The following is an 18,751-nucleotide window of genomic DNA, read 5'->3' on the forward strand; positions in this document are numbered from 1 at the left end:
CAGTAAAGTCTGAGTGTTGTGACAGGGAGAAGCTGGGATATCAAATGTTCATACAAGGACATAACTCAAAAGAAGATATCGATGAGTAATATTGGTACTAAATTCATTCTTGCTGAAAGATTTACCTTTGATCCCTTAAGCAATTCTTTAATTGATAAAGAAAATAGTGAAGAGATCATTCGCTTAGGCAGTAACGAAAGCCGGATTTTGTGGTTACTTGCCCAGCATCCCAATGAAGTTGTTTCTCGTAACGATTTGCATGATTTTGTATGGCGGGAACAGGGCTTTGAAGTTGATGACTCAAGCCTAACTCAAGCCATCTCTACACTACGAAAGCTGCTCAAAGATTCCACAAAATCACCACAATACGTCAAAACTGTACCTAAACGTGGCTATCAACTGATCGCTCGTGTCGACACAGTCGAAGAAGAGATTCTGCGATCTATAGAAGTGGACGAATCTGCTCAGCAAAATGCCAATATTGACGTAGCTGAAACGCTCAATTCAATGCCGGCAATCAGTAGCCTACATACCGAATCTTCGACACAAACAGCGATAAACAAACCGACTCACGATTGGGGAACTCGACTGATTTTGCTAGTTGCAATGATCATCCCGTTAGCCGTGTTATTACTGACTAACCCTAGCCAATCAAAATTTAAGCCTTTGATTGTCGTCGATGATGTTGCCGTCAATATGCCAATCAACCACCCCGACCTATCAAAATGGCTACCTTCTATCGAACTTTGCGTTAAAAAATACAATGAAAAGCATACTGAGGGACTAAAACCTAAGGAAGTTATCGCCACCGGTGGGCAAAATAACCAATTGACGCTCAATTACATCCATAGCCCTGAAGTCTCGGGCGAAAATATAACCTTACGCATCGTTGCTAATCCTAAAGATGCCATCAAAGTGTGTGAGTAGGATTTTTATGAAAACCAGATATATAGCTATTGGCGTTTTGCTACTGTCCCTACTATTTAGTGGCTGGCTCTATTGGGGAAGTGACTTCAAGCTAGAGCAAGTATTAACGTCTCGTGAGTGGCAATCAAAAATGGTTTCACTCATCAAAACGAATAGTAATAGTCCGGCCATGGGGCCACTCAGCCGAGTTGATGTCACCTCAAATGTAAAATATTTGCCCAATGGCACTTATTTACGTGTGTCTATCGTCAAACTTTTTTCTGATGATCATAGTGCTGAAAGCATTATTAATATTTCCGAATTTGGCGAGTGGGACGTGAGTGATAACTATCTACTCGTCACTCCGGTAGAATTTAAAGATATTTCATCCAATCAGAGCAAAGACTTTACGGATGAACAACTTCAACTTATCACTCAATTATTTAAAATGGATGCCCAGCAAAGCCGTCGAGTCGATATTGTTAATGAAAGAACCATTCTATTTACCAGTCTAAATCATGGTTCTACCGTGTTATTCAGTAATTCGTAAAGAGAACGAGTGGACTTCATGACACATGAAGCCCACTCACTCTGTATGCGTAACGTGCACAACACAAGGAAAGTGACAATGAATAAAGCACAGATAGAGATATATTACTGCCGACAATGTAATTGGATGTTGCGTGCCGCTTGGTTAAGCCAAGAGCTACTCCAGACCTTTAGCGAAGAAATTGCTTATGTCGCACTTCACCCCGACACAGGTGGTCGATTTGAGATTATTTGTAATGGTGTACAGATCTGGGAACGTAAACAAGAGGGTGGATTTCCAGAAGCAAAAGGGCTTAAACAGCGAGTGCGTGACTTAATTGATCCGGAAAGAGATCTCGGTCATGCCGACCGCCTCTCCCCGGCTAAAAACGAATCCCCTAGCAACCAATAATAGCGCTATAGTGGTGAGTCGATATCATGGTTGAGCAGTATCTCCCCCATGCTCGACATGACTTGCATCTGATTACCATCTAACACCCCATAACTCGGCTGATGATTTCCACGAGGAAAAGTCATTGACCCAGGATTAACAATCCATACATGCCCAACCCAATCTACCACGGGAACATGTGTATGGCCATGCACCAATACGTCACCTTTTTTTAACGGTGGAAGCTTTTCCCCGTGATAAAGGTGACCGTGAGTTAAAAATAAGCGTTGCCCTGAATCTAATAGCACCCACGCATAATCGCCCATCATCGGAAAGTTCAGTAACATCTGATCCACTTCACTGTCGCAATTCCCACGTACCGCAATAATTTGCTCAGCAAATTCATTTAAGCGTTCAGCAACCGCAGGAGGGTTGTACCCATCAGGAATCGGATTACGCGGACCATGGTTAAGAATATCACCCAATAAAACGAGCGATTGAGCTCCAGAAGCTTTATAGAGAGCAAGTGCTTGCTCAGTCGCAGGCAAAGAGCCGTGCAGATCGGAGATAAAAAAAAGTTTCATGACAGGCCTCACATCAAATACTCAGCGATTGTAAGGTTTTCATCGCTTAGATGCACTGCTGATTTGTCATCTCTGATCTGTAGCATACCTCGTCATAAGATTTTCTGAGTTTTCGATCATACAGCCGCAATATAGACTTACGTGCCACAGAAGCGTGAAGCGGCTTTGCAGCCTTTCACTAGAGCTAGAGAAAAGAGGGTCGATTACGGTTAAACTCTTCATATCGTTATCAACAGAGGTCATGGATAACGCCACCACTCAACACAAGGAGTCACTATGAGAATTTTGATCACCGGAGGAACCGGGTTTATCGGCTTTGAGTTGATAAAGTTACTCAGTACCCATGAGCTGGTTGTGTTAACTCGCGACATGGCTAAAGCGGCTTTGCGCTTCGCTCATATCCCCAGCCAAAACATACACTTTATTGGTTTTTTAGATGAACTATCTGATTTCAATGAGATTGATGCCATCATTAATCTTGCGGGAGAACCGATCGCCGATAAACGTTGGAGCTCAAAGCAAAAGCAGCAGATTATGCGTAGTCGATTAGAGATTACCGAACAGCTCGTCGAAAAAATTCACGCCAGTGCTCAACCACCTAGTGTTTTCCTTAGCGGTTCAGCCGTTGGTTTTTACGGTGATCAACAGGAACATGCTTTTGACGAGAGTCTTCAGGTAAAAAGTGAGCACTTCCCTCATCAGGTTTGCCAACAATGGGAACAACGAGCACTGAAAGCGCAATCAGAACAAACTCGCGTTTGTTTATTGCGAACTGGGATTGTATTAGCGCTAGATGGAGGTGCGTTGAAAAAGATGCTTCCTCCGTATCGCCTCGGTTTAGGTGGCCCAATTGGTAATGGGCAGCAATACATGCCATGGATCCATATGCAAGATATGGTGCGAGCCATCGTTTTTTTACTAGAAACAGAATATGCTCAAGGTGCTTATAATCTTTGCGCTCCTCATCCTGTCACTCAGGCTGAATTTAGTCTCACTCTCGCCAATGTATTGAAACGACCACATGTGTTAAAAACTCCACAATGGCTGATAAAACTGCTGATGGGGGAAGCCTCTGAGCTTCTACTCGATAGCATTCGTGCGAAGCCCAAAAAACTGACTGATCTGGGTTTTCAATTCCACTATTCTCGAATTGATCGGGCATTTAGCCATTTGCTGAGCCAAACCCAGTAAGTGCTCACTTCATCTTCAATGATATGGCTTAACTCAATAAAGGATAGAGATGAAAAAATCCATTTTAATCACAGGTTGCTCAACAGGTATTGGTTACATGGCAGCGAAGCAACTGCAGCTGCGGGGTTATCAAGTGATTGCCTCTTGCCGAGATGAGCAAGATGTCGCGCGATTAACACAAGAGGGTTTCACTTGTCTTCATTTAGACTTGAGCTGTGAACAGAGTATTAATCTTGCCGTAGAACAAGCTCTGGAAATCTCAAACCACCAACTTTACGCCATCTTCAATAATGGTGCTTTCGGTCAACCAGGCGCTTTGGAAGATTTACCCGTGCAAGCCATGCGAGAACAGTTTGAAACCAACTTTTTTGGTTGGCATCATCTGACCACACGCTTGCTACCCCACTTCCGAAGCCAAGGCTACGGGCGCATCATCCAAAATAGCTCCGTATTAGGCTTTGCTGCTATGAAATACCGCGGTGCATATAACGCTTCTAAATTTGCTCTAGAAGGCTGGACAGATACTTTAAGACTAGAGCTACAAGGTTCTGGAATTCATATCAGCTTGCTCGAACCGGGGCCAATTGAAACACAATTTAGATCCAATGCACTACAAGCCTTCCAACGCTGGATAACGGTTGAACAAAGTGCTCATCACTTAGCCTATCAACAGCAAGTTGAACGTTTAGGTAAAACCCATTCCAACAACCGCTTTGTATTACCACCAGAAGCTTGTCTAGCGCCTCTGTGCCATGCCCTTGAATCTGCAAACCCTAAAATCCGCTACCGCATTACCACTCCCACTAAAGTATTTGCACTACTAAAACGATGTTTACCAGCGCGCTGGCTAGACAAACTGTTATTTAAAGCAGCATAAATTATCTAATTGTCATTATTTAGTAACAATCACTCGGCAAAATTCACAGTGTGCATAGGGCAGTTTTCGCTTATGCACGCAGACACCCTGATTTCCAAGCGTTGCATGTGGTACGACAAAAATGACATTAAACCAATTGAATTGGATAAGTGTCGGTGTTGCGCTGACCTTATTTATATTGCTTTAAACACCTTTGCTTGCAAGCTCGTAAGAGCAACGAAATCACTACCTCCGGGTGGTGATTTCGTTTTTAGCTCACCAATAAGCCCTCCGCTTTTAACACCATATAAAGCTTGAGTTTTCCATGTTGCATCCCCATAGTTTATCGAAGCGATGTACCATCCAAACCAAGGATTTGCTATGCCAGCAGCGAATATGATTGATGTTTCTCAGCACAATTTTCACCAAGTATTACAGCACTCTACTCTTTCTCCCGTGCTTTTCTATTTTTGGGCTCCTATCAGCAATGAAAGCACCCAACTTCTACCACACCTTGAGCAGCTCACTGAACAATATCAAGGTGCATTTGTTCTTGCTCGTCTGAATTGTCAAGAAGAACAAGCTATTGCTGCACAATTTGGCATTCAAGCCATTCCAACTATTGCACTTTTTATTGAAGGTCAACCGGTGGATGGTCTAGGCGGACCGCAGCCCATCGAAGCTATCGAAGAGATGCTCAAACGCCACCTGCCAAGTGATGAAGAGCGATTAATGCAACAAGGGATAGAACTAGTGGCCCAAGATCAATTCACTGAAGCGCGCTCAATACTGACCACGTTGAGTGATGAGTGGCGCAACAAAGGTGAGGTAAAGCTTGCGCTAGCCCGTTGTTATTTAGAAACCAACGATATCGACGCTGCGCAAACAATTCTCTGCGACATACCTCTTGAATACCAGCAAGGTGAGTATAAAACCTTACTTGCTAAACTCGAACTGCATCAACAAACCGCGAATAGTCCAGAAATCATCGCATTAGAGCAACAATGGCGTAGTGATTTAGACAATCCAAACTTAGCTATCGAGCTGGCTCGACAATATCATCAAGTGAAAAGAGATGAAGAAGCACTGAGCTTACTTTGGTCATGGTTAAGCAAAAACCTCAATGCCCTAGATGGAGATATGAAAAAAACCTTTATGGATATTTTAACGGCGCTAGGACAAGGTCACCCCTTAGCCAATCAATATCGAAAGAAACTCTACTCACTTCTGTATTAAGGCCCTACACCAATTCAAGCTATTAATGCATTAGGATTGAAGAATGCAATGGCGTTCTTATTGAATGCCATTTTTATCAATTTGATTGTCAATAAATAAAAATTGATCATTTTTTAGAGCAAAGCTGTAAATTTCTGATCTTAATTTGGTCATCCCCTGTCTTTGAGAGAGAATTTCCGCTCATTGATAATGCACTTCTACTATACCCAAACTACTTGAAGTTTCAGGTAGGCGGCAAATGAGTGAATCCTCTGAGCATAGATACACAATGTGATTGGGGTGAGTGAATTCAGCCAACACCGCTGCAGCTTCTAGTAGGAAGGGGATATTTGGCTAAATACCCACGTGCTTGTTAAAAGCATAGAGTGGCTTTATTTCTCAATAATAAAAAGGATACGTCATGGCTATTGATTCATTGATCACTATTGCAGTTCTTGTACTGGCTGTAGTTATTTTCATCTCCTCTGCAGTAAAAACCGTGCCTCAGGGTAATAACTGGACAGTCGAAAGATTTGGGCGATACACACAAACACTCAAGCCCGGACTCAACCTAATCATCCCTTTTATTGACCGTGTTGGTCATAAAATCAATATGATGGAACAAGTTTTAGATATCCCAGCTCAAGAAGTCATTTCTAAAGACAACGCGAACGTTGTGATTGATGCGGTCTGTTTTGTGCAAGTGATTGATGCCGCGAAAGCCGCTTATGAGGTTAGTCAACTGCAACATGCGATTCGAAACCTCACACTTACCAATATGCGTACCGTATTAGGTTCAATGGAGCTGGATGAGATGCTCAGCCAACGCGACATGATTAACACTAAGCTGCTGTCGATTGTTGACCATGCCACCAGCCCGTGGGGTGTAAAAGTGACACGTATTGAAATCAAAGATGTGCAGCCACCTGCTGATTTAACCGCCGCAATGAATGCTCAGATGAAAGCTGAACGTAACAAACGGGCTGAAGTCCTTGAAGCTGAAGGGGTACGCCAAGCGCAAATCTTACGTGCCGAAGGTCAAAAACAATCCGAAATATTGAAAGCTGAAGGGGAAAAACAAGCCGCCATTTTACAAGCTGAAGCACGTGAGCGTGCAGCCGAAGCGGAAGCTAAGGCAACCACTATGGTTTCCGAAGCCATCGCTAAAGGTGATATGCAAGCGGTAAATTACTTTATTGCTCAAGGCTATACCGAAGCACTGAAAGCCATTGGTCAAGCCGAGAATGGTAAGATCATCATGCTGCCACTTGAAGCAACAGGCCTAATGGGATCTGTAGCTGGAATTGCAGAAATGTTTAAATCATCACAAACCACTAAGTAGGTGTCCCGTGGTAGAGCTACTCTCACAATTGAATTTCTGGCATTGGTTGGCCTTGGGCCTACTTCTATTAGCCGCTGAGCTACTCGGCACTGCAGGTTATTTTTTGTGGCTTGGCCTATCAGCACTGTTAGTTGGGGTATTGCTGGCCGTAATGCCTTTTGGTTGGCAACTGCAGTGGCTGGCTTTTGCGAGTTTTTCACTGGTCACGACTTGGCTTTGGTGGCGACGTCAATTTAGCCGCGATAAAAAGCAAGATACAGAACGCGACCTTAATCAAAAGGAAAAACAGTTACTCGGACGTATTATTCCGATAACCGAAGATACCCCAGCAGGAGAGTTCCAAGTATCAGTGGGTGATACGGCTTGGACGGCTCGCTGCGATCAGGAGCTTGCCGCAGGGAGCCGTGTTTCGGTCATTGCTGTGGATGGGATTATCTTAGTCGTCAAACCTATCGAAAAGTCTGTAATTCCATCGGCAAATTGACTCTTACACTAAGATGCTTGACGTGCACAGTTCCAATAGGTGCGCGTCAAGAAAGCTCACAAAATGCGCATAAATCTTTGTGTAGGATGAGTAAAACTACTAGCAACTGCGACTTCAAAGTCGGAACTAAGACCCTACGGGGTCTTAGTTTTATCGTTTGAACAACAATGCCCCTTCAACTGTTCTATGATTGGACAATCGCTGCCTTGATCTCCGGGACAAGATGCGATCCACTCTTCTAGCTGCTGCTTAATCATGGTGAGCTCGGACAGTTTACTCGAGACTTCTTGCCACTTTTCTTGTGCTCGCGCACGCACCGCCGCGCTCGTTCGGTTTGGATCATTAGCAAGAGTGAGCATGGCTTTACACTCATCCAAACTAAAACCAACTCGCCGACAGCGAGCAATGAGCAGTAAATCATCCACATGCCGCTGAGTGTAAGTTCGATAACCACTTTCAGAGCGCAATGGTGGGGTGATAAGACCTTTTTCTTCGTATAGACGAATCGACTTTGCAGTCAGCGAGGTGAGTTTGGCAATCTGGCTAATATTCATGGCACATAAAAATAACAAAGGCATGGAAAGACCATGCCTCTATCCAATAAGAAATGCAATTATTCTTGGCTGATCAACCAAGAGAGGATCGATGTTTTTTCAGCTTTATCGGCTTTTTTGTACCAATCTGCCATCATGTCGACTAGCTTATTTGAGGTGGAAATAGGCTGAGTTACCTCTGCACGGTTAGCAAAGGCCCAGTTAGCAAATTCTTGGCGCTCGGCTGCATTGGCTTCACCAAATAAGTACTGGATCATGTCATAAGATTTTGAAACGGATTGAGTCGTAGCTTGACTATTAACTATGGAATCTTGGGCTGCCTGAGCAGTTTTTGCTGGTTCTGATATGGTCTCACTACGTTTTCGATTAATCCCTACATTATTCAGAGCACTAATCGAGGCAATCTTATCTTGAGCATTATAGTTATAGAGTTCATTTTCATAATCTCGAAATACTGAAAAGCCTTTGGCAACTAAAACGTCTTGTTGGAATTCAATAGGCTGCATAGATGAATTCGTCAAAAGAACTGCTGGCTTTTTATCAAAAGTTTTGGCTGTAGCTTCATCCCTAACTACAGATCCTGGCTTCAGAAAAAGACTCTCATTGTCCGCATTAAAACTGACAACCATAGCAGGTGACTTATATTTATTTTGAGTCCCCCCGAAATGAATGACTTTTTCAAGACGAACCAAAAGTTGGTTTAAACCATTAGGTAAAGTCATTTCATCGGTGTGACCGAATGAAATTTCAGGCTCAACGCCATTAACAGCTAGAATCTGGAGGTTTCGGTCTATACTCACCGTCACATCAGCGTAGGTGTTAGAAGAAACAACCATTCCTAATAGCGCGCTAATCAAAAGTTTATTCATTATTACCTCCAAATAAAAGGCGAGCTGTCGCTCGCCTTGGTATGAACTTTTAATCAATATGATTAGAAGTAGTATTCAACACCCATCAAGAAACGAGTTTGGTCATTTGCATCAGCATTGCCTTTGTCGTCGCCGTCAGTCGGTGTCATCATATCGTAGTTACGAACGTCGAAATACAACACTGCTGATGGGTCTAGTACATATAGTGCACGGGCAGTGATTGCACGGCTATCGCTATCAGCTTGAGTTTCGCCACCAAACTTAGCTTTAGTTGTCGCAGAGTAACCTGCTTTAAATAGCCACTCAGATGTTGCCCAGTAAGCCAATGTTGCAGAGTAAGCATCTTGTTTTTTCTCAACATTGTTTACTTCATTAGTCATGTGCTTCCAAGCTGCAGTTAAGCTTAACTTGTCAGTAATAGATACGTTACCACCCACTAAATAGTAAGCAGCTTGAGCTTCGTCAACCTTAGCTGCAGTCGCTGGTTTTAACTCAGCAAGACCTGTTTCGGAGTTGAATTCATAGTAAGCTTTTTTAGCCGCAGTCTTAGTTTCTTCTTTTGAACCTAGATAAGCGCCACCGTGGATACCAAAACGCTCTGCGTTGTAAGCTAATGCGAAGCTGACAACTGCATTATCAGTAGATGAATTCATCTTACTTGCAGACAGTGAGTATTTGAAACCGCTGTAGTCAGAAGAGTCGAAACGGATTACGTGGTCAGCACGGTCTTGGTAACCAGCACCGATAGCATTGTGCCAGTCAAACACGTTACCTAGACCTGGGTTTGAGTGTGGCCAGTCAACGTAGTCATAGATAGAAACAAGTTGACGACCCACTTTCACTGTACCTACGCCATCAAAAGCTAGACCCAAATAAGTATCACGACCACCAAATTGACCGCCTGTGTCACCATTGTAAGCATTTGATGTTTCGATTTGCCATACAAAATCAGGTCCGAAGTTATTAAAAGATTGTGTACCACGTAGACCGATACGAGATTCGATTTCAACGCCTACAGTATCATCTTTTGCACTGTCACCTTTGCTTTCAAAGTAAAGGTTACCAGCAGCTTGACCGTAAAGTTGTACGTTATCAGTAAGCTGAGCAGCTTGAACACCCACTGCTGCCATCGCTACTACTGCACCCAGAAGAGTACGTTTAAACATTTTGTCCATGGATAACTCCTAAAAATGGATATAGCTGTTTTTGATTTTCTCCCTTAAGTTGGCCGCCGAAGGGAGAAGTCATTTCCTTTTCGAGTATCGAAACCGATTCTCTTAGTTGTTGGCACACTCACCGTGTATCCATGTCTGTAGACTAACTCTCGGTTAGAAAACATCAATCAGAACTTAATTTTTATCTAAAAAAATATGAGCCACGGCAAACTTCTGGGGAGTAAGTGATCGAGATCGAATTATTATCAAAGTCAAAACAAACAAAACTCAAACAATTGAAAATAAAGACTTTTTATTATTGTGTATTTTAATTTATTTGAGATGCGTCGAATAATAAAAGGGCGAGTGATGACTTTTATAAAACAACAAAAACCATTTATTGACAAAAAATGCAGGGTTGTTTTTGAACAAAAATAAACCCCAGTCGAGACTGAGGTTTAGACTGTTCGGCGCTAAAAAGTTCCATTTATTTATCAAGGATGCTAAATACCGCCAAATAAACTTGTTATTTTAAGAGTTCAATCAATGCTTGCTCGTCCATCACAGCAATACCCAATTCTGTCGCTTTCGCTAACTTAGAACCAGCAGCGTCACCAGCAAACACAATATCCGTATTTTTTGAAACACTTCCTGTCACTTTTGCCCCAAGTGCTTGTAGTGCAGCTTTCGCATCGTTACGAGATAGTTGATTGAAGCTACCCGTCAATACCACGACTTTCCCTGCCAACATAGAATCAGTCCCAGTAGATGACACAGCAGTCATTGCTGGCCATGTAACGCCGAGTTCAAGAAGTTCAGCAATCACTTTTTGATTACGAGATTGCGCAAAGAAAGCATGTAAGTGACCCGCGACAACGTTACCAACATCTGAAACTTCAATCAGTTGCTCCATCGTTGCCTGTGCAATCGCCTCAAGAGTTAAAAAGTGCTGAGCCAAATTGAGTGCTGTTGCTTCTCCAACTTCGCGAATACCCAGTGCATATAGAAACTTAGGTAAGGTAGTTTGTTTGGCTTTATTCAAAGCATCAATCACATTTTGTGCTGATTTAGGCCCCATACGTTCTAGAATCGTCAGTTCGCCAGCTCTTAAACGGAATAAGTCGGCAGGTGTCGTCACCATTTCGCGATCAACCAACTGCTCAATCACTTTGTCGCCAAGACCTTCAACATCAAGTGCTTTACGCGACACAAAATGCTTCAACGCTTCTTTACGTTGCGCCTGACAAACTAATCCGCCCGTACATCGAGCAACGGCCTCCCCCTCGATACGTTCAATATCAGACTGACATACAGGGCAATACGTTGGAAACAAAATCGATTTGGCATCAGCCGGACGGCGTTCTAAAACGACGGAAACAATCTGTGGGATCACATCACCAGCACGGCGGATCACCACCGTATCGCCAACCATGACACCTAAACGCTCAATCTCATCAGCATTGTGTAAGGTAGCATTACTCACCGTTACGCCACCCACAAAGACGGGTTCCAACTTCGCTACAGGGGTGATCGCCCCCGTACGGCCGACTTGAAACTCAACATCGTTAAGCAAGGTTAACTCTTCCTGTGCCGGGAATTTATAAGCAATCGCCCAACGAGGTGCACGAGCAACAAAACCTAGGCGCTCTTGCAGTGTGATATCGTCCACTTTGATGACAACACCATCAATTTCGTAAGCGAGATCTCCTCGACGCTGCAATATATCTTGGTAAAAATCTTTCACTTCCGATAACGAGGCCACAAGCTTGGTTTCTGGGCAAATCGGCAATCCCCAACTTTTTAGCTGTAAAAACCGTTGATAATGGCTTGATGCCAACGTTCCACCTTCGATAATACCGACACTGTAAGCGTAAAATGCTAATGGACGTTGAGCCGTAATTCGAGAGTCTAGCTGACGCAAACTTCCTGCAGCGGCATTACGCGGATTAACAAACTGTTTTTCACCTTTTTTAAGCGCTCGGGCATTAAGGGCATCAAACCCTGCTTTGGGCATAAAAACTTCACCACGCACCTCTAAACGGCGAGGAAAATCCGAGCCTTGTAAACGCAGCGGAATAGACTTAATCGTACGCACGTTTTCTGTGATATTTTCTCCAGTCGCTCCATCTCCTCGGGTTGCCGCACGAGTTAAGACACCATTTTCATACAGTAAACTTACCGCTAGACCATCTAATTTAGGTTCACAACAGAAATGGCTTTGTTGTACAGCAGGAATACGATCCGTCATGCGACGATAAAAACTCTCTAACTCAGCATCATCAAACGCGTTATCAAGAGAGAGCATCGGAATCTCATGTATGACCGAGTCAAACCCATCAAGTGGACGCCCACCGACACGCAAGCTGGGGGAATCAGGAGTCATCCACTCAGGGTGCTGGGCTTCTATATCCAGCAGTTCACGCATCAAGCGATCATATTCGGCATCCGGAATGGTCGGTGCATCTTCCACGTAATAACGGATACCATGCTCATGCAAGGTTTGTCTTAGCTCGGTTAATCGTTGCTCTACATTTGACATCGTAATTCTCTCGGATGATGAAAAAAGGCTCCGCTATGGAGCCTTTTATTATAACTATAGAAATTTTTGCTTCGTCTAACTCGCTTCAATCTAGGGAAAACTTGAAGTAGCAAGTTAGTGATATGGCAAAACTCGCCTACACTCTGACAGAGCGAGCCTTAAACCCTTGAATTTGCTTACGGTAAGCATCAAGACGGTTCGGAGTCATCAAGTTGCGAGCATCATCTAAAACATGCCCCCCTAGATCATCGGCGATTTGTTGTGCTGTTTTCAGCATCAACTTAAAATTCTGCTCTGGGTCACCAAAACAAGGTAGCGTCATGAAAAATGAGATGCCTTTGGTCGAAAAGTCCGCAGGATCATCATGCATCAGAGTACCTGGCTGCATCATGTTGGCAACACTGAACAACACTTTTCCTGTTCCAGAAAGATCGGCATGACGATGGAAAATATCCATTTCGCCAAACAGCAAACCATTTTGTTGCATACTGTCAAATAGCTTAGTTCCAATAAAGGGTTGGCTACCAGAGCAATGTACATTGATCACAATCACATCCAACTGCTCTTCTTGAGGCTCTTGCTCTTCAATAACGGGAGTAGCTTCAGGAACAGGCTGAGTCACGCTTGTTTGCGCCGTAGGCATAACACGTGAAACCTCTTCAACAGGCTTAACCTGTTTCGGTGGATGATACGTCGGTAACGGTTGCACCACCTCTTCATTATCATCTTCCAGCTCATCATGAACGACAAAATCAGAGATCAAAGGATCATGTTGCTGATTGGGGAGCCCGAAATCGGGTTCTTTACGCTCCTTGCGAATGATTTCAAAATCATCCTCAGCCACAAAATCTCGTGAGGGCGGCTCATCGTTTTCAACCGCAATCTTACGTAAGGGCTTATCCCCAAACTTAGATTTCCCTTCTTTTTTGCTGGTCCATAGACCATGAAACAGCAACGCCGCTATTGCCAACGCGCCAACAATTATCAATACGAATCGCAGTTCCTGCATCTTAAACTCTCAGTATCCCGTTTGATGTTCTGAGCTGTAGCGCCCGACAGGACGTTTATCAGGGTGTGTTTTTGACTTGTCGGGGTACTTTACCAAAACTCTCGTCGAATTTAGAACAACTTAATGTGAGAAGTTGAAAAGATGACGCGTTTTTTGCAGTTTCGTCATTTCACTTCAGTATCAATCAAGTACAATCTTCGTTCGGTTAATCAAGGAGAATACCGTTTTTATGCAGATCAGCTCACGTTCCGGATTCAGCTACTTCTTTTATGGCGTACGTTTAGCCCTAACCCCGGGTATACGCCGTTTTGTTATTCTCCCACTACTGGCAAACGTCATATTAGTGGGCGGCGCTATGTATTACCTCTTTAGCCATTTAGATTCTTGGATAACACAATGGATGGAGCAACTGCCTAGTTTTCTTGCTTGGTTAAGTTATGTCCTTTGGCCATTGCTTATCCTAACCATCTTAGCCACCTTCTCTTACTTCTTTAGTACCTTAGCCAATTTTATCGCCTCACCATTCAACGGCCTATTAGCTGAAAAAGTGGAAATGCATCTCTCTGGCGAATCTGTCGGTGAAGAGGGGATTGTCGCTCTGATAAAAGATGTACCTCGGATACTGAGCCGTGAGTGGCGAAAACTGCTTTATGTGCTCCCTAAAGCGCTAGGACTTTTTCTTTTGTTACTGATCCCCGCACTGGGTCAAACACTAGGTCCTCTTGCTTGGTTTATTTTTACTGCTTGGATGCTCGCGGTACAGTATTGCGATTATCCGTTTGATAACCACAAAGTTGCGTTTCATGACATGCGTAATACTTTGAAACAAAATCAAAGCAAAGCTTACGGATTTGGAGCCTTAGTTGCTTTTTTTACCAGTATTCCCATAGTGAACTTATTTATAGTACCAGTCGCCGTCTGCGGTGCAACCGCTATGTGGGTTGAGGTATTTAAGGTGCAACGTCCATCCAAACGCTACGAATAAGCTCCACATAAGTTATAACTTTTTAATCCTTTTCCCTTAGTGAATATGAACTTATTCTCTGCTCATATTCACTAAGTATTCACGCACGCGCTGACTGCGTAACGAATGAAGGAACATCGCTATGAGCAAAATCTACGAAGACAACTCTCTTACTATTGGTAACACTCCCCTAGTGCGCTTAAACAAAGTGTCGCAAGGAAAAGTGCTCGCTAAAGTCGAATCACGCAACCCAAGCTTCAGCGTTAAATGCCGTATCGGTGCCAATATGATTTGGGAAGCCGAAAAACAAGGAAAACTCAAACCAGGCGTTGAGTTAGTCGAACCAACCAGTGGTAATACAGGGATCGCCTTAGCGTTTGTTGCAGCAGCTCGGGGTTACAAGTTAACTCTGACCATGCCTGAATCGATGAGTTTAGAGCGTCGTAAACTGCTCAAAGCACTCGGGGCGACTTTAGAACTCACCGAAGCTGCAAAAGGCATGAAAGGGGCCATTGCCAAAGCGGAAGAAATTGTCGCCAGCAACCCAGAAAAATATCTTCTATTGCAGCAATTCAACAACCCTGCTAACCCACAAATCCATGAAAAGACCACAGGCCCTGAAATTTGGGAAGCCACCGATGGTCAAGTCGATGTATTTGTTGCAGGCGTAGGCACTGGTGGCACATTAACCGGAACCAGTCGCTACATTAAAGGCACTCAAGGTAAGGCCATTCTCTCTGTTGCGGTTGAACCAGCTGAATCACCAGTCATTACGCAAGCACTGGCGGGAGAAGAAATTAAACCTGCACCACATAAAATCCAAGGTATTGGTGCTGGATTTATCCCTGGAAATTTGGATTTAAGCCTAATTGACCGCGTTGAGCGCGTCACCTCAGAAGAGGCGATCGAAATGGCTCGCCGCCTGATGGAAGAAGAAGGAATATTGGCGGGAATTTCTTCAGGCGCCGCCGTTGTAGCCGCAAACCGAATAGCTCAACTACCTGAATTCAAAGATAAAACTATCGTAACCATTCTACCAAGCTCAGGTGAGCGTTATTTAAGCACCGCCCTTTTCGCTGGCATTTTTACCGAAAAAGAAAACCAACAGTAATACGTGGTTAAATCAATTTTTCGTTTAAAAAAGCCCCAGTCAGGGGCTTTTTTGTTGATCCCTGCCTCACCTTTGGTAATATCGGCATGTTTTATTTTTAGCTTCAAAATAAAGAAGCCGACGGTTTACACTCAGTTGCTCAAATTGCAAGAAATAGCAAAGGCAATTGATAAATTTTGACCAGTCTTAGTTCTGACACGAAAAGCCTGTGACAGTGCTAGCACAAAGCAGTTTATGCGGTTAAGCTAAATCTGGTTAACAAACTTACAAAAAATAAACTCATTGGGGTATAAAACATGTACGAGAAGCAAGTAGAAATCACAGCAGAAAACGGCCTTCACACTCGTCCAGCTGCACAGTTTGTTAAAGAAGCGAAAGCTTTCGACGCAGACATCACTGTGACTTCTAACGGTAAAAGTGCAAGCGCGAAAAGTCTCTTCAAGCTGCAAACGCTAGGTCTGGTAAAAGGTACTGTAGTTACTATTTCTGCCGAAGGCCCTCAAGCAAAAGAAGCAGTTGAGCATCTAGTTGCTCTGATGGACCAACTTCACTAATCCGGTCTTCCTTTCAAAGCCATTTTGTTCACGCAAAATGGCTTTGTTGGAAATAACCCGAGAAATACGCTACACATTATCGTTAGCGCATTGTCCATTCTCCCGTTTACAGTTGACCAGTTTAAGGTAAGGCTATGATTTCAGGCATTCTAGCATCTCCAGGTATTGCGATTGGTAAAGCATTACTTCTTCAAGAAGATGAAATTGTCCTAAACACAAACACCATTTCTGACGATCAAGTAGAAGCCGAAGTTGAGCGCTTTTACACTGCGCGTAATAAATCGTCTGCGCAGTTGGAAGTGATCAAACAAAAAGCACTTGAAACTTTTGGTGAAGAAAAAGAAGCCATCTTTGAAGGCCATATCATGTTGCTTGAAGATGAAGAGCTAGAAGAAGAGATTTTAGCCCTCATCAAGAAAGACAAAATGTCTGCCGATAACGCGATCCATACCGTTATCGAAGAACAAGCCACTGCGCTTGAATCATTAGATGATGAATATCTTAAAGAACGTGCGACCGACATCCGTGATATTGGCACACGTTTTGTAAAAAATGCTCTAGGAATGCACATCGTTTCGCTCAGCGAAATCGATCAAGAAGTTGTCCTAGTTGCGTACGACTTAACCCCTTCTGAAACCGCGCAAATTAACCTGAACTATGTTCTTGGTTTTGCTTGTGATATCGGTGGCCGTACTTCTCACACTTCAATCATGGCTCGTTCTCTTGAACTACCAGCGATTGTGGGCACCAACGACATCACCAAACAGGTTAAGAATGGCGACATGCTGATTCTGGATGCAATGAACAACAAAATCATTGTCAATCCAACTGAAGCTCAAATCGAAGAAGCCAAAGCGGTTAAAGCAGCTTTCCTTGCTGAAAAAGAAGAGCTCGCTAAGCTAAAAGACCTTCCAGCAGAAACGTTAGACGGTCACCGTGTTGAAGTGTGTGGCAACATCGGCACAGTAAAAGACTGTGACGGTATCATCCGTAACGGTGGTGAAGGTGTGGGTCTGTACCGTACTGAATTCCTGTTTATGGATCGTGATGCTCTACCGACTGAAGAAGAGCAATATCAAGCCTATAAAGAAGTCGCAGAAGCGATGAGCGGTCATGCCGTGATTATCCGTACTATGGATATTGGTGGCGACAAAGATCTGCCTTATATGGATCTGCCAAAAGAGATGAACCCATTCTTGGGTTGGCGAGCAGTGCGTATCAGCTTAGATCGCCGTGAAATTCTACGTGACCAGCTACGCGGTATTCTGCGTGCCTCTGCACACGGCAAACTTCGCGTTATGTTCCCAATGATCATTTCAGTAGAAGAAATTCGTGAGCTGAAAAAAGCGATTGAAGAGTACAAAGCTGAACTGCGTGCAGAAGGCCATGCTTTCGATGAAAACATCGAAATCGGTGTGATGGTAGAAACCCCAGCAGCGGCAGCCATTGCGCACCACTTAGCGAAAGAAGTGTCTTTCTTCTCTATCGGTACTAACGATTTAACTCAGTACACCCTAGCGGTAGACCGTGGTAACGAGATGATCTCTCACCTCTACAACCCACTCTCTCCAGCAGTTCTGACCGTGATCAAGCAAGTGATTGATGCTTCTCACGCAGAAGGTAAATGGACTGGTATGTGTGGTGAATTAGCCGGTGACGAGCGTGCAACTCTGCTCCTACTCGGTATGGGTCTGGATGAGTTCTCAATGAGCGGCATCTCGATTCCAAAAGTGAAGAAAGTGATCCGTAACGCCAATTATGCGGAAATCAAAGCCATGGCTGAAGAGGCACTTGCCCTGCCAACGGCTGCAGAAATTGAAGCTTGCGTAGATAAATTCATCGCAGCAAAAGCGTAATTATCGGTTGATACCAAGGAGATAGACGATGAAAATAGTCGTCTATCTCTAGCGATTGGTATACTATACTTCGACAGAACAAATTTAAAACGTTAGGAGCATGACACAATGGGTCTGTTTGACAAACTTAAGAAGCTAGTCTCTGACGACAGCGCTAACGCAGGTGCAATCGACATCATCGCACCTCTTTCTGGTGAAATTGTAAACATCGAAGATGTACCAGATGTGGTTTTCGCTGAGAAAATCGTTGGCGACGGTATCGCGATCAAGCCTGCTGGTAACAAAATGGTAGCTCCTGTTAACGGTACTATCGGCAAAATCTTCGAAACTAACCACGCGTTTTCTATCGAATCGGATGACGGCGTTGAGCTGTTTGTTCACTTCGGTATCGATACCGTTGAACTAAAAGGCGAAGGCTTCAAGCGTATCGCTGAAGAAGGTCAATCAGTGAAAATCGGCGATACCATTATCGAATTCGATTTGGCACTGCTCGAAGAGAAAGCAAAATCAACTCTGACTCCAGTTGTTATCTCTAACATGGATGAAATCAAAGAGCTGAATAAACTTTCTGGTTCAGTAACTGTGGGTGAAACTCCAGTTCTACGCGTGACCAAGTAATTCGCTTGTGTGATGTAAAAAACGCT

18 protein-coding genes and 2 pseudogenes are annotated in these 18,751 nt (G+C 43.8%); 14 read left to right on the forward strand and 6 right to left on the reverse strand.

All coding sequences use genetic code 11. The annotated features are described in order from the left end of the window. Positions 1 to 81: 81 nt before the first annotated feature. From EPB59_RS19015 to EPB59_RS08200, 4 genes and pseudogenes are all read left to right on the forward strand, one after another. Positions 82 to 442: pseudogene (locus EPB59_RS19015) on the forward strand (winged helix-turn-helix domain-containing protein); the annotation flags it as partial. A gap of 137 nt (positions 443 to 579) precedes the next feature. Continuing rightward, a pseudogene (locus EPB59_RS19020) lies at positions 580 to 927 on the forward strand (transcriptional regulator); the annotation flags it as partial. A 7-nt stretch (positions 928 to 934) separates the two neighbouring features. Continuing rightward, positions 935 to 1,456, forward strand: a complete 522-nt coding sequence (locus EPB59_RS08195) for a regulatory protein ToxS (protein WP_055051645.1) — start codon at positions 935 to 937, stop codon at positions 1,454 to 1,456. Positions 1,457 to 1,534: 78 nt separating this feature from the next. Further along, entirely contained in the window at positions 1,535 to 1,846 is a 312-nt protein-coding gene (locus EPB59_RS08200; protein ID WP_154172243.1) for a SelT/SelW/SelH family protein, read from the forward strand. A gap of 5 nt (positions 1,847 to 1,851) precedes the next feature. Here EPB59_RS08200 and yfcE read toward each other — a convergent pair whose 3' ends face one another. Then, the gene (gene yfcE / locus EPB59_RS08205; protein WP_154172245.1) at positions 1,852 to 2,409 is read right to left on the reverse strand and encodes a phosphodiesterase; all 558 of its coding nucleotides are present in this window, start codon (positions 2,407 to 2,409) and stop codon (positions 1,852 to 1,854) included. 276 nt (positions 2,410 to 2,685) lie between these two features. Between yfcE and EPB59_RS08210 the strand changes: the two genes are divergently transcribed. The 5 genes from EPB59_RS08210 to EPB59_RS08235 all read left to right on the forward strand — a co-directional run bounded on the left by EPB59_RS08210 (position 2,686) and on the right by EPB59_RS08235 (position 7,497). Further along, complete coding sequence (locus EPB59_RS08210; protein ID WP_154172247.1) at positions 2,686 to 3,600, forward strand: TIGR01777 family oxidoreductase; 915 nt, start codon at positions 2,686 to 2,688, stop codon at positions 3,598 to 3,600. A 49-nt stretch (positions 3,601 to 3,649) separates the two neighbouring features. Beyond that, complete coding sequence (locus EPB59_RS08215; protein ID WP_154172249.1) at positions 3,650 to 4,477, forward strand: SDR family oxidoreductase; 828 nt, start codon at positions 3,650 to 3,652, stop codon at positions 4,475 to 4,477. A 360-nt stretch (positions 4,478 to 4,837) separates the two neighbouring features. Further along, the gene (locus tag EPB59_RS08225) at positions 4,838 to 5,692 is read left to right on the forward strand and encodes a co-chaperone YbbN (protein WP_195706960.1); all 855 of its coding nucleotides are present in this window, start codon (positions 4,838 to 4,840) and stop codon (positions 5,690 to 5,692) included. 400 nt (positions 5,693 to 6,092) lie between these two features. Beyond that, positions 6,093 to 7,013 (forward strand): SPFH domain-containing protein, encoded by a 921-nt coding sequence (locus tag EPB59_RS08230; RefSeq protein WP_000963390.1) that lies wholly within the window; start codon positions 6,093 to 6,095, stop codon positions 7,011 to 7,013. 7 nt (positions 7,014 to 7,020) lie between these two features. Further along, the gene (locus tag EPB59_RS08235) at positions 7,021 to 7,497 is read left to right on the forward strand and encodes an NfeD family protein (protein WP_154172253.1); all 477 of its coding nucleotides are present in this window, start codon (positions 7,021 to 7,023) and stop codon (positions 7,495 to 7,497) included. 134 nt (positions 7,498 to 7,631) lie between these two features. Here EPB59_RS08235 and cueR read toward each other — a convergent pair whose 3' ends face one another. The 5 genes from cueR to zipA all read right to left on the reverse strand — a co-directional run bounded on the left by cueR (position 7,632) and on the right by zipA (position 13,622). Then, entirely contained in the window at positions 7,632 to 8,051 is a 420-nt protein-coding gene (gene cueR / locus EPB59_RS08240; protein ID WP_055051663.1) for a Cu(I)-responsive transcriptional regulator, read from the reverse strand. 59 nt (positions 8,052 to 8,110) lie between these two features. Then, positions 8,111 to 8,920, reverse strand: a complete 810-nt coding sequence (locus EPB59_RS08245; RefSeq protein WP_154172256.1) for a YccT family protein — start codon at positions 8,918 to 8,920, stop codon at positions 8,111 to 8,113. 62 nt (positions 8,921 to 8,982) lie between these two features. After that, positions 8,983 to 10,095 (reverse strand): porin, encoded by a 1,113-nt coding sequence (locus tag EPB59_RS08250; RefSeq protein ID WP_154172258.1) that lies wholly within the window; start codon positions 10,093 to 10,095, stop codon positions 8,983 to 8,985. Between the two features lie 505 nt (positions 10,096 to 10,600). After that, entirely contained in the window at positions 10,601 to 12,613 is a 2,013-nt protein-coding gene (gene ligA, locus EPB59_RS08255) for an NAD-dependent DNA ligase LigA (RefSeq protein WP_154172260.1), read from the reverse strand. 136 nt (positions 12,614 to 12,749) lie between these two features. Then, complete coding sequence (gene zipA / locus EPB59_RS08260; protein WP_154172262.1) at positions 12,750 to 13,622, reverse strand: cell division protein ZipA; 873 nt, start codon at positions 13,620 to 13,622, stop codon at positions 12,750 to 12,752. A gap of 229 nt (positions 13,623 to 13,851) precedes the next feature. On the opposite strand from zipA, the gene cysZ reads away from it, so the two are divergent. The 5 genes from cysZ (at position 13,852) to crr (ending at position 18,725) form a co-directional block, all read left to right on the forward strand. Then, positions 13,852 to 14,607, forward strand: a complete 756-nt coding sequence (gene cysZ / locus EPB59_RS08265; protein WP_154172264.1) for a sulfate transporter CysZ — start codon at positions 13,852 to 13,854, stop codon at positions 14,605 to 14,607. A gap of 121 nt (positions 14,608 to 14,728) precedes the next feature. Then, entirely contained in the window at positions 14,729 to 15,697 is a 969-nt protein-coding gene (gene cysK / locus EPB59_RS08270) for a cysteine synthase A (protein ID WP_055027475.1), read from the forward strand. A gap of 296 nt (positions 15,698 to 15,993) precedes the next feature. Further along, positions 15,994 to 16,251 carry an HPr family phosphocarrier protein gene (locus EPB59_RS08280; protein ID WP_000273061.1) on the forward strand — a complete coding sequence of 86 codons (258 nt, stop codon included), beginning with the start codon at positions 15,994 to 15,996 and terminating at the stop codon, positions 16,249 to 16,251. A gap of 134 nt (positions 16,252 to 16,385) precedes the next feature. Further along, the gene (ptsI, locus tag EPB59_RS08285) at positions 16,386 to 18,107 is read left to right on the forward strand and encodes a phosphoenolpyruvate-protein phosphotransferase PtsI (protein ID WP_055051632.1); all 1,722 of its coding nucleotides are present in this window, start codon (positions 16,386 to 16,388) and stop codon (positions 18,105 to 18,107) included. A gap of 108 nt (positions 18,108 to 18,215) precedes the next feature. Beyond that, positions 18,216 to 18,725 carry a PTS glucose transporter subunit IIA gene (crr, locus tag EPB59_RS08290; RefSeq protein ID WP_000522239.1) on the forward strand — a complete coding sequence of 170 codons (510 nt, stop codon included), beginning with the start codon at positions 18,216 to 18,218 and terminating at the stop codon, positions 18,723 to 18,725. Positions 18,726 to 18,751: the final 26 nt, after the last annotated feature.

Source organism: Vibrio metoecus (assembly GCF_009665255.1).
Taxonomy (GTDB): Bacteria; Pseudomonadota; Gammaproteobacteria; order Enterobacterales; family Vibrionaceae; genus Vibrio; species Vibrio metoecus_B.

Excerpts from the sequence above, each read along its gene's own strand:
- EPB59_RS08195 (WP_055051645.1), top strand. The coding sequence starts at position 935 with ATGAAAACCAGATATATAGCTATTGGCGTTTTGCTACTGTCCCTACTA.
- EPB59_RS08200 (WP_154172243.1), top strand. The coding sequence starts at position 1,535 with ATGAATAAAGCACAGATAGAGATATATTACTGCCGACAATGTAATTGG.
- yfcE (WP_154172245.1), bottom strand. The coding sequence starts at position 2,409 with ATGAAACTTTTTTTTATCTCCGATCTGCACGGCTCTTTGCCTGCGACT.
- EPB59_RS08210 (WP_154172247.1), top strand. The coding sequence starts at position 2,686 with ATGAGAATTTTGATCACCGGAGGAACCGGGTTTATCGGCTTTGAGTTG.
- EPB59_RS08215 (WP_154172249.1), top strand. The coding sequence starts at position 3,650 with ATGAAAAAATCCATTTTAATCACAGGTTGCTCAACAGGTATTGGTTAC.
- EPB59_RS08225 (WP_195706960.1), top strand. The coding sequence starts at position 4,838 with ATGCCAGCAGCGAATATGATTGATGTTTCTCAGCACAATTTTCACCAA.
- EPB59_RS08230 (WP_000963390.1), top strand. The coding sequence starts at position 6,093 with ATGGCTATTGATTCATTGATCACTATTGCAGTTCTTGTACTGGCTGTA.
- cueR (WP_055051663.1), bottom strand. The coding sequence starts at position 8,051 with ATGAATATTAGCCAGATTGCCAAACTCACCTCGCTGACTGCAAAGTCG.
- EPB59_RS08245 (WP_154172256.1), bottom strand. The coding sequence starts at position 8,920 with ATGAATAAACTTTTGATTAGCGCGCTATTAGGAATGGTTGTTTCTTCT.
- EPB59_RS08250 (WP_154172258.1), bottom strand. The coding sequence starts at position 10,095 with ATGGACAAAATGTTTAAACGTACTCTTCTGGGTGCAGTAGTAGCGATG.
- ligA (WP_154172260.1), bottom strand. The coding sequence starts at position 12,613 with ATGTCAAATGTAGAGCAACGATTAACCGAGCTAAGACAAACCTTGCAT.
- zipA (WP_154172262.1), bottom strand. The coding sequence starts at position 13,622 with ATGCAGGAACTGCGATTCGTATTGATAATTGTTGGCGCGTTGGCAATA.
- cysZ (WP_154172264.1), top strand. The coding sequence starts at position 13,852 with ATGCAGATCAGCTCACGTTCCGGATTCAGCTACTTCTTTTATGGCGTA.
- cysK (WP_055027475.1), top strand. The coding sequence starts at position 14,729 with ATGAGCAAAATCTACGAAGACAACTCTCTTACTATTGGTAACACTCCC.
- EPB59_RS08280 (WP_000273061.1), top strand. The coding sequence starts at position 15,994 with ATGTACGAGAAGCAAGTAGAAATCACAGCAGAAAACGGCCTTCACACT.
- ptsI (WP_055051632.1), top strand. The coding sequence starts at position 16,386 with ATGATTTCAGGCATTCTAGCATCTCCAGGTATTGCGATTGGTAAAGCA.
- crr (WP_000522239.1), top strand. The coding sequence starts at position 18,216 with ATGGGTCTGTTTGACAAACTTAAGAAGCTAGTCTCTGACGACAGCGCT.